Source organism: Lentzea pudingi, from assembly GCF_014646255.1.
Taxonomy (GTDB): domain Bacteria; phylum Actinomycetota; class Actinomycetes; order Mycobacteriales; family Pseudonocardiaceae; genus Lentzea; species Lentzea pudingi.
Map to the genome: position 1 here is coordinate 36,196 of NZ_BMNC01000014.1, position 12,565 is coordinate 48,760.

A 12,565-nucleotide genomic window follows, 5' to 3' on the forward strand; every position below is an offset into this window, starting at 1 on the left:
GAAAACTCAGGCGTCGAAGTCGACCGTGACGCACTCGCTGGTCGGCAGGGCCTGACAGGTCAGCACGAACCCGGCAGCCACCTCCGACTCGTCGAGGGCGTAGTTGCGCCGCATCTCGACGGTGCCCTCGGTGACGAGCGCCCGGCACGTGCCGCAGACCCCGCCCTTGCAGGCGAACGGCAGATCGGCGCGGACGCGCTGGGCGGCGTCCAGGATCGGCTCGTCGGCGGGCAGCGGCAGGGTGGTCGACTTGCCGTCCAGCACGACCGTGACGGACGCGGCGGCGTCGATGACGGCTTCCGCACGACGCGGAGGGGGCGGCGGCTCGTCCACGTAGAAAAGTTCGTGGTGCACGCGGTCGGTGGGAACGCCGCGATCGCGCAGCACGGCCGTGGCGTCCTGCACCATCTCGTACGGGCCGCACAGCCACCACTCGTCGATGGCGTCGAACGGGACGACGCTGCCGAACAGCGCCGTCAGCTTCTCGGCGGTCAGGCGGCCGGTGAACAGTTCGACGTCGCGTGGTTCGCGGGACAGGACGTGGATCAGCTGGAACGTGGCCGGGTAGCGGTCCTTCAGGTCGGCCAGCTCGTCGGCGAACATCACCGTGTTGGTGCTGCGGTTGCCGTACATCAGGGTCACGCGGGCGCCCGTGGCGAGGACGGTCGCGGCGATCGAGATGGCCGGGGTGATGCCCGAGCCCGCGACGACCAGGCCGTGGTGCGTGCCGGTGCCGGAGGGCGTGAACTTGCCCAGCGGCGGCAGGACCTCCAGCACGTCACCGGGGGCGACGCGGTCGACCAGCCAGGTCGAGAACTGGCCACCGTCGACGCGGCGCACGCCGATGCGCGGGGCGGCGCCGGTGGGGGCGCAGATCGAGTACGAGCGGCGTTCGTCGCCCTGGCGCAGGGTCAGGTACTGCCCGGCGGTGAAGGCGAACTCCTCCGACACGTCCTCGGGCACGTCGAACGTGACGGCCACGGCGTCGTCGCAGAGGCGGTCGACGCGGGCGACCGTCAGCTTGTGGAAGGCAGCGCGGCGAGCCACTCAGATCTCCTTGACGTGCTCGAACGGTTCGGCGCAGGCGTGGCAGCGGCGCAACGCCTTGCACGCGGTCGAGCCGAACCGTGAAATCTCCTGGGTGTTCGGCGAGCCGCACTGCGGGCAGGCGACCTGGCGGGACGGCGGCACCAGGTTCAGCGGGACCGGGCCCGCGGCGACGGGGCCGATGCGCGACGGCGGTGCGATGCCCGCCTGTGCGAGCTTCTCCCGGCCTTCGTCGCTGATCCAGTCCGTGGTCCAGGCCGGGGAGAGCGACAGGCGCACCTCGACGGCCTCGAAGCCCGCTTTGGCGAGGGATCGGCGCAGGTCAGCGCCCATCTCGTCGATCGCGGGGCAGCCCGAGTAGGTCGGGGTGATGGTGACGACGACGCGACCGTCCTGCTCGGACACCTCGCGGAGCACGCCGAGATCGGCGAGCGTGAGGACCGGAAGCTCCGGGTCCCGCACGGCCGACGCGACCTCCAGTGCCGTCGTCACCAGACCGCTCCGGGCAGCGAGCGGTGCAGGTGCTGCATCTCGGCGAGCAGGTAGCCCATGGTCTCGGTGTGCACGCCGTCGCGACCGGCCCTCCCGGCGACGCGGGCGGCCTTCGTGTCCCTGGGACGCGTGAGGCCGGCGGCGCTCAGCACCGCTTCCAGCACACCGTCCACTTCGGACCGCAGCGACGCGGGGTCGACGGCGACGCCCTGGAGGGCGGCCTCGACCTGGTGCGTCGCGAACAGCTCGTCCAGGAACGGCCACACCCGCTCGAGACCCGCCTGCATGCGGCGGTGGGACTCGTCGGTGCCGTCGCCGAGCCGGACGGTCCACTGGGCGGCGTGGTCGCGGTGGTAGGCCAGCTCCTTGAGGCCCTTCTCGGCGATCGCCTTCAGCACCGGGTCGGCCGAGCCGCGCAGGCGTGAGAACAGCGCGAGCCGCCACGACGAGAAGACCAGCAGGCGCGCGATGGTCGCCGCGAAGTCGCCACCGGGGCCGGGACCGCAGTCGATCTCGGCCAGGTGCACGTTGCGGAACTCGCGTTCGTCGCGCAGGTAGGCCAGCTCGTCCTCGGTCCTGCCCAGCACCTCGCCGGCCCGCGTGAGCAGCATGCGGGCCTGGCCCAGCAGGTCGAGCGCGATGTTGGCGAGCGCGATGTCCTCTTCCAGCTCGGGAGCGCGCGAGCACCACTCCGAGAGCCGCTGCGAGTAGATCAGCGCGTCGTCGCCGAGCATCAGGCAGTACGCGGCGAGGGCGTCCTTGTCGACGCCCGCCGGGAACTCGCGGTTCACGCCGGAGAGGGCCTCCGAGAAGCCCGTGCCGAAGGCCCAGTGCGCGTCCTCGCCGCCCAGCAGTGACTCGTATGCGTTGTCGAAGCTCATAGGTGCGGCACGTCCTCGGGAATCGCGTAGAACGTCGGGTGCCGGTAGACCTTGTCCCCCGCGGGCGCGAAGAACGGGTCCTTCTCGTCCGGTGACGACGCGGTGATCTCCGTGGCGGGCACGACCCAGATCGACACGCCCTCGTTGCGGCGCGTGTAGACGTCACGGGCGTTGCGCAGCGCCATCTCGGCGTCCGGCGCGTGCAGCGAACCGACGTGCACGTGGTTCAGCCCGCGCTTGCCGCGCACGAACACTTCCCACAGCGGCCAAGACGTGCTCACGCGGCACCTTCCTTGCGTTCGTGCTTCGCGGCGTGTGCGGCGGCGGCCTCGCGGACCCACGCGCCGTCCTCGTGCGCCTTGCGGCGGTGGGCGATGCGCTGTTCGTTGCAGACGCCGCCACCCTTCACGACCTGCCAGAACTCGTCCCAGTCCGGCTGACCGAAGTCGTACTCCCCGCACTCTTCGTTCCACTTGATGTCGGGGTCCGGGAACGTCACGCCGAGGGCCTCGGCCTGGGGCATGCTCATGTTCACGAACTTCTGCCGCAGCTCGTCGTTGGTGTCGCGCTTGATCCGCCACGCCATGGACTGCTCGGTGTTCGTGGACTCGGCGTCCGGCGGGCCGAACATCATCAGCGCCGGCCACCACCAGCGGTTCACCGAGTCCTGGACCATGTCCTTCTGCTGCTGGGTGCCGCGCATCATCGTCATCAGGAGCTCGTAGCCCTGACGCTGGTGGAACGACTCCTCTTTGCAGATGCGGATCATTGCGCGCGCATACGGCCCGTAGGACGTGCGGCACAGCGGTACCTGGTTGCAGATCGCGGCGCCGTCGACGAGCCACCCGATGACGCCGACGTCGGCGAACGTGAGCGTCGGGTAGTTGAAGATCGAGGAGTACTTCTGACGGCCCTCGATGAGCTTGGTCGTCAGGTCCTCGCGGTCGGCACCGAGCGTCTCGGTCGCCGAGTAGAGGTACAGCCCGTGGCCCGCCTCGTCCTGCACCTTCGCGAGCAGGATCGCCTTGCGGCGCAGCGAGGGCGCGCGGCTGATCCAGTTGCCCTCCGGCTGCATCCCGATGATCTCGGAGTGCGCGTGCTGGGCGATCTGCCTGATCAGGGTCTTGCGGTAGCCGTCGGGCATCCAGTCGCGCGGCTCGATGCGCGATTCGGACTGCACGGTGCGCTCGAAGCGCAGCTCCAGGTCATCCGCCATGCCCCGATGTTACACCCGAACACCGAATCTGCGAAGAACTGTCACAACCGCTGCGATGACGATCCAGACGGACACGAGGAAGGTTCCGACGGGAAGCAAGCTCAGCACCGCCGTTCGTCCGGCGACACGCGTCAGTTCGGGGTTCGTCTGGTCGTACTCGACCCGGACGTTGTCGCCGACGTTGAGCCCCGCCGGGTACAGGACGCCCTGGGACGGGATGATCACGCGCCCGTCCGGTGTGGCGTAGCGCACAACGGTGCGGTTGAAGGACACGGAGTCGACCTGCGCGACCGCCTGCCCCATCGACCGCTCGATGGCCACGTCGTCACGCCAACAGGCGATAGGCAGAAGCACGCACACGAGCGTGATCACGCCACCGACGACGAACAAGGCCTTGCAGACCGCACGGCGGACGCGCACACCGCGGGGCGACTTGGTCACTGCGTCCTCCACCACAACTGAGAAGTCTAGAGGCGGTCGGATGCCGCGCTTTCAGGTTCGTTTCCATAAAGTCGGAGCGTGACCTCAGCACCGACATCGCGAGCACGGCAGCGAATCCGCGTCCGGTCCCGGCGCGACACCGCCGGTGACCTGCTCGGACTGCTGCCGGACCCCGAGCACGCGCTCGCCTGGGTGCGCGACGGGTCCGGCCTGGTCGGCTGGGGCGAGGCAGCGCGGCTCGAGGTCAGCGGCCCGGACAGGTTCGCGCAGGCGGACAAGTGGTGGCGCGAGTTCTGCGCTCACCTGGACGTCGACGACCCGCTGGGCGTCCCGGGCAGCGGCCCCGTGGCGTTCGTCTCGATGGCCTTCGCGGACTCGCCGGGCGACTCGGTGCTGATCGTGCCCGAGGTGGTCGCAGGCCGCCGCAACGGCGAGCAGTGGATCACCACGATCGGCGCTTCAGACCCCGCACCTCTCGTAGCGCCTCTCTCGCGCCCCTCATCGGTGCGTTACTCGAACGGCCAGCTGCCTGTCACGCAGTACCGCGAGGCCGTGCGTTCGGCAGTGGCCCGCATGCGCGCCGGCGACCTGGACAAGGTCGTTCTGGCCCACGACCTGGTCGCGGTGACCGACCGTCGCCTGGACCAGCGCTTCGTACTGCAGGGACTGGCCCGCCGTTACCCCGAGTGCTGGGCCTATGCGGTGGACGGGCTCGTCGGGGCCACACCTGAGTTGTTGCTGCGGCGGACCGGCTCTGTCGTGGACTCGCGCGTGCTGGCCGGGACCACGTGGCCGCACGACGGCGTTTCCGATGAGGAGCTCGCGGCGGCGTTGATGTCGTCGGAGAAGAACCTCGAAGAGCACTCGTACGCGATCAACTCTCTCGCGGAGACGTTGCGGCCCTACTGCACGACCATGTCCGTGGAGGGGCCCTCGGTTTTGAGGCTGCCCAACGTCTCGCACCTGTCTTCGGACGTGATCGGGACTTTGGAGGCGCCGACTTCGTTGCTGCGCCTTGGTGAGGCCGTGCATCCGACCGCTGCCGTGGGTGGGACGCCCCGGCTCGATGCCACTCAGCTGATCTCGCAGCTGGAGGGGATGGATCGCGGGCGGTACGCCGGGCCGGTCGGGTGGATCGACGGGAACGGGGACGGAGAGCTCGGGATCGCGTTGCGGTGCGCGCAGATCGCTGGGGCCACGGCTCGGTTGTTCGCCGGGTGCGGGCTTGTCGCCGACTCGGATCCGGACATCGAGGTGCAGGAGGCGCACGCCAAGATGCGTCCTATGCGTGAGGCGCTCGAAGGGCTTTAGCCACGAAGGCCGCCTTACCGTCCGTGTAGGCCTCACGGTCGTTGCCGGATTCGGTGGCCAGACGGCGTTTCAGGTCTTCGTACTGCTGGGCCAGATTCTTGTTGGCTCGCAGTGCGTCCCGAAAGCGGAGCTGATCGGTCCACCTCTGATGACCTGCCTGGATCAGGTGCAGGTGCGCTTCTCGTCGTTGGCCGGTGGCGTCCGGTTTGACGAAGAAGCGGCGCCACGGGCGGTTGTCCAGGCGCGGGGGCACGTAGGCCCAGCCGCTGGCGGTGAGAAGTTCGGATGCTTCGGTGTCGAGGGCGGTGACCGAGGCCATCAGGTCGATGATCGGTTTGGCGGCCAGGCCCGGGACGGCTGTTGATCCGACGTGTTCGACGCCGTCGACCAGCCAGGGAGCCAGCAGCTCTTCCAGGCTTTCGCGTTCGGTTGCAGCTCGGTCTGACCATCGTGGGTCGTGCGGACGCACCTCTGCCCGTTCGTAGGCCCATGCCGGTGTTGTCATGCGGTCCGCACCCCTGATCACTTGCCGGTCAGCCACCGATCACCGGCGGCGCGACCATGCGGTCGTCGTCGAAGTAGTCGTCCGTGGGCACGAGGTAGTTCGACTTGTGCTCCTTGTCTTCCTCGCCGTTGCTCGCGCCGGCGCCTACGCCACCCATGCCGCCGGCACCCGCGGCGCCCGTTCGGCCTGGTCCGGCGGCACCGCTGCCTCCGCGTGTGGTCCCTTCCGGGCCGTGGGCGACTCCGGCGGCGCCACCGGGGTTCGACGGTCCGAAGCTGCCTCGTCCCGCCGGACCGGCACTTCCCGCACCGAATCCGCCGGGGGTGGGGCCACGGCCGCCTGCGCCAGCACCTGTGCCACCACCGCCTGGGCCGCCACGTCCGGTACCGCCAGGAGCGCCACTGCCTGGGCCGCCACGCGCCGCACCGCCAGGGGTGCCACTGCCGCGTCCGGTACCGCGTGCGTCGTTCGGGTTCGGCCTCAGCCCCGGCGGCAACGGGCCGGGGCCGGGTACGAACGGCTTGCGGTCGTTCGGGTTGCCGCCGCCGTGGGGAAGCTGGTTGTTGCCCTGTGGGTTGGGCTGGTTGCTCGGGGGAGCGACCCACGACGAGTTGGTGGTGCCGTTGTTCAGGCCCGGGTTGGTCGGGCCCGGGTTGTTCAGGCTCGGGTTGTTGATACCGGGGTTGCCGACAGCGGGGTTGTTCAGACCGGGGTTGCCGAGGTGTGAGTGAGGGTTCACGGAGTTGGTGGTGTGCCCGAACGTGGTGCTGCTCGAAGTCGTGACGCCCTGGTCGCCGTTCGGCAGCTGCGGTGCTTCGTCGAACGTGGGCATCGTGGCGGCCGCTGCGGCGAGCGAGTTGTCACGCTCCTGCATGACCCGTTCGGCTTCCTGCTTGGCAGCCTGCGACTTCTCCCGCTGGGCCATCATCTCGAACGGGGCCGCCGCCATCTTGAACGGGTTGAGGCTGGCCGCCGAGTCCCTCAGCATCTGCTGCGGGTTGTACGGGACCTCGGTCGGGAACTTGTTCTTCGTCGCCTCCGCGGCCTCGACCTGGCGGTTGATCACGTTGCTCGTGGTCGAGAACGAGGTGGACAGCTGGTCGGTGAAGTTGCCGACCTTCGTCAGCGCTTGAGAGGCCGCCGCTCCTGCAGTGCCGGTCCACCCCGCTCGCAAGCCGTTGACCACGGTGTTGAGCCCGACAGCCACGTCAATCAGCTCGGTCGAGATGGACTTCCACTCGGCGGCGATCTCCCCTGCCAGCCCTGGATCGTTGCCGTCCATCGCCTGCTTGTGCATGGCGGAGTGGCTGTGCGCCGGGTAGTTCGCGGTCGGCTGCGGAACCTGCGGCCTGTCATACGCCATCGGTCAATCCTCCGAACTCCAGCTCAGGACAACTTGCCTGCCGCAAAAGCAGCGGATTTCTTGGCCATGTCGCAGGCCTTCGCTGTATCCGTGGTCGCAGCACCAGCACTTGCGATGATCTGCACGCTTGACGTTTTGCTGATCGAGATCACCACGCTGCACGCGTAAACAGTCTTGTCCGGCGCGGGAACAACGAATCCGTCGTAGGTGCCGAACTTGGAGGGGGTCTTGACGGCTCCCTCGTAGTTGAAGCTGTCCGCACCCTGCTTCGGCTCGACTGCGATGGTGAGACCACCGTTGCCGACGCCATCCCATTCGCAGGTCTCCGCACCAAGGGACTGCCGGGGCTCCGGCGATTTGATGTTGAGGTCGCCGGCCTCGCTGGCACTGATCAGCTCGCACGGCTTGACGGAGGCGAGCTTGGAGTCGCCTGCAGGCGCGGACGAGGTGCTGGCGGGACTCTCGTTGGTGCCGCCGGGCTGGGCTTCTCCCGTGGTCTTCCCACTCGAACAGGCAGCGGCGAGCAGGGCGAGTCCGACGATGGCAATGCGCGCGTGGCTCATGAGTTCCTGTCAGAGTTGCTTGAATGTGCCGGACGTGCCCTCTTCCACGTTCCGGTAGGACTTGCGGCTCTTGTCCAACTGGGCCTTGAGCTCGCTGATCGCCTTGATCAGGTCCGGAACGACCTCGGACTTGGCGATCTCGCCAATTCCTCGGTTGAGCTCACCGATCTGATCTGCGTAACCCCCGCCCAGCGGAGTCTTGGTCGCGAGTCGCACAGCTCGGCGGCCCATCTTCTCCAGCACGGCCGTGAAGTCGTCCAGCTTCTTGATCGCGGTGTCCACGGCCTCCGGGTCGTGCTGGAGCGCGCCCGCCTCGGCCGCGGCCTGCACCGACCTGGCCGCGGCCAGGATCGTACTGACGCCACCGGTCAAGATGCCCGTCAAAGGGCCGCCGGACTGCGCGTAGTAGCGCTCCAAGGCGTATGCCTGTGCGCTTTCCTGCGCGCTGCTCTCCCCTGTCACGGCCACTCTCCCAGGCACACCACGATCTGTCGTTTGACCGTAAAGCAAATTGGCCGGGGAGCGGATCGGCACGACTACTTACACCCGTTCGAACTAAAGCAAGGCACCCGATCCAGCACATATGTCACGAGCCGTGCAGGCCACCGAAGTGGTCTGCACGGCTCGAAGAGAGACGACGGCTTACTTGTGGGCGTCCAGCAGTTCGTGGGTCAGCTGGATCTTGGCGCGCGACTTCGGTTCCGCGGTGACCGACAGCGACTTCGAGGCCACGTCGGCGGAACGGCCCGGTGCCTCCGCCGGCTTGCCCTTGGTGAAGAGCCACGTCTGGAAGAGCTGGTCGAGTTGCTGGCCCGAGACGCGCTCCGCGAGAGCGATGAACTCCTCGACCGTGGCGTCGGAGTACTTCTTCTCCGCGACCCAGGTCTTCAGGATCTCGAAGAACTTCTCGTCCCCGACTGCCACGCGCAGGGCGTGGACGGCCAGTGCGCCGCGGTCGTAGACGGCGCCGTCGAACACGTTCGACGCACCGGGGTCGCCGGGCAGGACGTTCCAGAACTCGCTGTCGGCCGGGTACGAGTCGTAGGTGAAGTCGGCGTTCTCCTGCGCCGTGCCCTCACCGACGTGCTCGGACCACAGGAACTCGGCGTAGGAGGCGAAGCCCTCGTTCAGCCAGATGTCGCGCCAGTGGTGGACCGACACGGAGTCGCCGAACCACTGGTGGGCGATCTCGTGCGCGACGACGTAGGTGTTGGCGCCGCGGCGGAAGAACGCGTCGTCGTAGGTCGAGCGGGTCTGGTTCTCCAGCGCGTAGCCGAGGTCCGGCGTCACGACGCCGCCCTGCGCTTCGAACGGGTACGGGCCGAAGTTGTCCGCCAGGAACTCGGTGACCTCGGGCGTGCGCTCGATGCTCGACTTGGCCGCGTCGGTGTGTTCGCCGAGGCGCTCGGAGTAGGCGTTCAGGACCGGCTGGCCGTTGGGTGCTGTGGACTGGCGGATCTCGAACTGGCCGATGGTCAGGAACGTCAGGTACGTCGCCTGCGGCTTGGTGCTGCGCCAGTTCCAGCGCGTGTAGCCGTTGATCTGGCGGGTCTGGCCGACGAACGTGCCGTTCGAGATCGCCTCGACGCCGTTCGGGACGGCGACGTTGACGTCGAAGGTGGCCTTGTCGGTCGGGTGGTCGTTGGACGGGTACCACCACGCCGAGATCTCCGGCTCGCCGATGGCCAGGGCGCCGTCGGGGGTCTTCGTCCACGCCGTGTAGCCGTTGCGGTCCTTCACGGTGGAGGGCGAGTCGGCGTAGGTCACGACGATCGTGAGGTCCTGGCCCTTGCGGACGCCGCCGCGCGGGGTGAGCGTCAGCTCGCCGTTGTCGGAGACGAACGAGGACGGCACGTTGTTGACCCGCACCGACTTCACCCTGAGCAGGAAGTCCAGGTTGAACTGCGTGAGGTCCTGGGTGGCCTTGGCGAGGATCGTGGTCGTGCCCGAGAGCTGGTCGCCGTTCGGGTTGTAGTTGAGCCTGATGTCGTAGTGGGAGACGTCGTACCCGCCGTTCCCGTAGGTCGGGAAGTACGGGTCACCGGCGCCGGGGGCACCTGGAGACGCCGCCAGCGCCGTCCCTGCGAAGAGCGTCATCGCGGCCGCGGACGCCACCGCGGCCGTCGCCTTGGATCTGATCGACATGCGGCGGACGCTAACCAGACGATCATGGGCGAACTACCGACTTACGTATGTTTCCTATCTGCTGAAAACGTTTGACACAGTCGCCTTGAGACGCTGGTGCAGTGCGCGCAGTTCGTCACGTTTTGCCTGCACTTCGACCACTTGGAGGCCTTTCGGTGACGCAATCGCGCTACGGAACTCCTCCTGGTCGTCCACTGTGGAGTGCGGAATTCGGTAGCCCGCGCACAAAGCGGTCAGATCAGTCCCGTGCGGGGTGCCGAAAATCCTTTCGAAACTACTGCCGTACTCCGGGGCGCCCTGTTCCAGCAAGGAGAAGATCCCGCCCCCGTCGTCGTTCAGCACGACGATCGTGAGGTCCGGCAGGCGGTCGGCGAGCAGGCCGTTGCTGTCGTGCAGGAACGTCAGGTCGCCCATCAGCGCGTACGACGGCCCCTCGTGCTGCCACGCGAGCCCGATGGCCGTGGACACGCTCCCGTCGATGCCCGCGGCGCCCCGGTTGGCGTGCACGGCGATGTCGGAACGGCGTTCGGCCGCGAAGTCGACGTCGCGGATCGGGTTGGACGAGCCCACGAACAGCAGCGAGCCCGACGGCATCGCCTGCACCAGATCACGTGCGACGTGCAGGCCGGTCGGCCACGGCGCGGCGTCCAGCAGGTCGTCGACGGCCACGCTGACGCTCTTCACCGCGCTCTGCCACGCCTGCAGCCACTCGCCGTCCACAGAAGCGGGCTCGGGCAGCCACGTCGACGCGCGGGTGGCGGTGAACTGGACGTCCGGCCACTGCGCCTGATCACCCACCGCGTGGACGATTGGAGCGGCTCCAAGCACTGCCTGCTGACCCCTCGACAGGGTGACGCGCCCCACGACGAGCACGGCGTCGGGCCGCAGGTGCTCCGGCAGGCCCACGTTGAGCAGCAACGACCCGTGACGAAGACCACCCGGAGCGGTCGGTTCGGCGATCACCGGCCAGCCGAGCCGCGACGCCGCCAGCAGCCGCTCCGGACGGTCGTCGCCGAGCAGCACCAGCGTGCGGGCGGGCAGGTCGGAGGGGCGGGCCTCGACGGTGAACGTGCGGTCCGTCTCCGTCCACGGACCTCGCTCGGACGAAGGCCAAGCGTCGTCGGAGGGCGTCAGCGGCGGCCGGAAAGGCACGTTGACGTGCGACGGGCCGTCCGTGGCGATGGCGCGGCAGATCAACGACCGCGTCACGGCCTCCTCCGCTCCCTCCGGCATGTGCAGCGTCGGGATGCCGAGCACGTCGTGCTGGTTGATCGTCTGGCTGGAGCCGGTGCGGTACAGGTCGACCGGGCGGTCGGCGGTCAGCGCGATCAACGGCACGTTCGTGAGCTGCGCCTCGATCACGGCCGGGTGCAGGTTCGCGACGGCGGTGCCGCTGGTGCACGTCACGACGGCCGGCTCACCGGTCTTCGCGAGGCCCAGCGCGAGAAATCCGCCGCTGCGCTCGTCGATGCGCACGTGCACCGTGAGCAGGCCTTTTTGCTCGGCCTGGTGCAGCGCGAACGACAGCGGGGCGTTGCGCGAACCGGGGCACAGAACGACGTGACGCACGCCGTTGCGCACCAGTTCGTCGACGATCACCCTCGCCTGCGTCGTGGACGGGTTCATCCCCCAATTGTCACCGGCCCGGGCTGAGAGTCGCCCGCTGGTCTCAGGAGCGAAAGCTTAGAGTCTGGTCCGTGGCAGATCAGGAGCTCTTCGACCCGTCGTTGTGGAAGCCGATCGAGGGCTTCGACTTCACCGACATCACCTACCACCGCGCGCTCGACCAGGGCACCGTCCGCATCGCGTTCAACCGGCCCGAGGTGCGCAACGCGTTCCGGCCGCACACCGTGGACGAGCTGTACCGGGCGCTGGACCACGCGCGGATGTCGTCCGACGTCGGGTGCGTGCTGCTGACCGGCAACGGTCCCAGTGCCAAGGACGGCGGCTGGGCCTTCTGCAGTGGCGGCGACCAGCGCATTCGCGGGCGCAGCGGCTACCAGTACGCCTCCGGTGAGACGGCCGAGAGCGTCGACCCGGCGCGCGCGGGGCGGCTGCACATCCTGGAGTGCCAGCGGCTGATCAGGTTCATGCCGAAGGTCGTCATCGCGGTCGTGCCGGGGTGGGCCGCGGGGGGCGGGCACAGCCTGCACGTGGTGTGCGACCTCACGATCGCGAGCGCCGAGCACGCCAGGTTCAAGCAGACCGACGCGGACGTCGGCTCGTTCGACGGCGGCTACGGCTCCGCCTACCTCGCCCGGCAGGTCGGGCAGAAGTTCGCCCGCGAGATCTTCTTCCTCGGCCGCACGTACTCCGCCGAGGACATGTACAAGATGGGCGCGGTCAACGAGGTCGTGCCGCACGCCGAGCTCGAGACGACGGCGCTGCAGTGGGCCCGCGAGATCAACGGCAAGTCGCCGACCGCCCAGCGGATGCTCAAGTACGCGTTCAACCTGATCGACGACGGCCTGGTGGGACAGCAGATCTTCGCCGGCGAGACGACCCGGCTCGCGTACATGACCGACGAGGCCGTCGAGGGCAGGGACTCGTTCCTGGAGAAGCGCGACCCCGACTGGTCGAACTACCCGTACTACTTCTGAG

The 12,565-nt window shown here is 68.5% G+C and carries 14 protein-coding genes; 2 read left to right on the top strand and 12 right to left on the bottom strand.

Annotation, left to right across the window (positions count from 1 at the left end; genetic code table 11):
- Window positions 1-6 precede the first annotated feature (6 nt).
- From paaE to IEY88_RS33885, 6 genes are read right to left on the bottom strand one after another with little or no spacing between them, the layout of a single operon-like run.
- The gene (gene paaE, locus IEY88_RS33860) at window positions 7-1,047 is read right to left on the bottom strand and encodes a 1,2-phenylacetyl-CoA epoxidase subunit PaaE (protein WP_189158989.1); all 1,041 of its coding nucleotides are present in this window, start codon (window positions 1,045-1,047) and stop codon (window positions 7-9) included.
- Entirely contained in the window at window positions 1,048-1,539 is a 492-nt protein-coding gene (gene paaD / locus IEY88_RS33865) for a 1,2-phenylacetyl-CoA epoxidase subunit PaaD (RefSeq protein ID WP_189158990.1), read from the bottom strand.
- Window positions 1,536-2,420, bottom strand: coding sequence for a 1,2-phenylacetyl-CoA epoxidase subunit PaaC (paaC, locus tag IEY88_RS33870; protein ID WP_189158991.1), 885 nt, complete (start codon window positions 2,418-2,420; stop codon window positions 1,536-1,538). Before paaC ends, paaD begins: the two co-directional genes overlap by 4 nt.
- On the bottom strand, window positions 2,417-2,701 hold the full coding sequence (gene paaB / locus IEY88_RS33875) for a 1,2-phenylacetyl-CoA epoxidase subunit PaaB (protein WP_090065945.1): 285 nt from the start codon (window positions 2,699-2,701) through the stop codon (window positions 2,417-2,419). The genes paaC and paaB overlap by 4 nt, the downstream gene beginning before the upstream one ends.
- Window positions 2,698-3,636, bottom strand: a complete 939-nt coding sequence (gene paaA / locus IEY88_RS33880; protein WP_189158992.1) for a 1,2-phenylacetyl-CoA epoxidase subunit PaaA — start codon at window positions 3,634-3,636, stop codon at window positions 2,698-2,700. Before paaA ends, paaB begins: the two co-directional genes overlap by 4 nt.
- A gap of 9 nt (window positions 3,637-3,645) precedes the next feature.
- Entirely contained in the window at window positions 3,646-4,077 is a 432-nt protein-coding gene (locus tag IEY88_RS33885) for a DUF3592 domain-containing protein (RefSeq protein ID WP_229694026.1), read from the bottom strand.
- Between the two features lie 78 nt (window positions 4,078-4,155).
- Between IEY88_RS33885 and IEY88_RS33890 the strand changes: the two genes are divergently transcribed.
- Entirely contained in the window at window positions 4,156-5,388 is a 1,233-nt protein-coding gene (locus IEY88_RS33890; RefSeq protein ID WP_189158993.1) for an isochorismate synthase, read from the top strand.
- On the opposite strand, the gene IEY88_RS33895 is transcribed toward IEY88_RS33890, so the two are convergent.
- From IEY88_RS33895 to menD, 6 genes are all read right to left on the bottom strand, one after another.
- Complete coding sequence (locus IEY88_RS33895) at window positions 5,360-5,893, bottom strand: GrpB family protein (protein WP_189158994.1); 534 nt, start codon at window positions 5,891-5,893, stop codon at window positions 5,360-5,362. The two genes, IEY88_RS33890 and IEY88_RS33895, sit on opposite strands and share 29 nt — an antisense overlap.
- Window positions 5,894-5,921: 28 nt before the next feature.
- Entirely contained in the window at window positions 5,922-7,256 is a 1,335-nt protein-coding gene (locus IEY88_RS33900; protein WP_189158995.1) for a WXG100 family type VII secretion target, read from the bottom strand.
- 23 nt (window positions 7,257-7,279) lie between these two features.
- Window positions 7,280-7,819: a DUF3558 family protein gene (locus tag IEY88_RS33905; protein ID WP_189158996.1), complete on the bottom strand. Its 540-nt coding sequence runs from the start codon at window positions 7,817-7,819 to the stop codon at window positions 7,280-7,282.
- Between the two features lie 9 nt (window positions 7,820-7,828).
- A complete protein-coding gene (locus IEY88_RS33910) occupies window positions 7,829-8,281 on the bottom strand; it encodes a hypothetical protein (RefSeq protein ID WP_189158997.1) in 453 nt (150 codons plus the stop codon).
- 180 nt (window positions 8,282-8,461) lie between these two features.
- A complete protein-coding gene (locus IEY88_RS33915) occupies window positions 8,462-9,964 on the bottom strand; it encodes a M1 family metallopeptidase (RefSeq protein ID WP_189158998.1) in 1,503 nt (500 codons plus the stop codon).
- Window positions 9,965-10,018: 54 nt separating this feature from the next.
- On the bottom strand, window positions 10,019-11,590 hold the full coding sequence (gene menD, locus IEY88_RS33920) for a 2-succinyl-5-enolpyruvyl-6-hydroxy-3-cyclohexene-1-carboxylic-acid synthase (protein ID WP_189158999.1): 1,572 nt from the start codon (window positions 11,588-11,590) through the stop codon (window positions 10,019-10,021).
- A 71-nt stretch (window positions 11,591-11,661) separates the two neighbouring features.
- On the opposite strand from menD, the gene IEY88_RS33925 reads away from it, so the two are divergent.
- The gene (locus IEY88_RS33925; RefSeq protein ID WP_189159000.1) at window positions 11,662-12,564 is read left to right on the top strand and encodes a 1,4-dihydroxy-2-naphthoyl-CoA synthase; all 903 of its coding nucleotides are present in this window, start codon (window positions 11,662-11,664) and stop codon (window positions 12,562-12,564) included.
- The last annotated feature ends 1 nt before the right edge of the window (window position 12,565 follow it).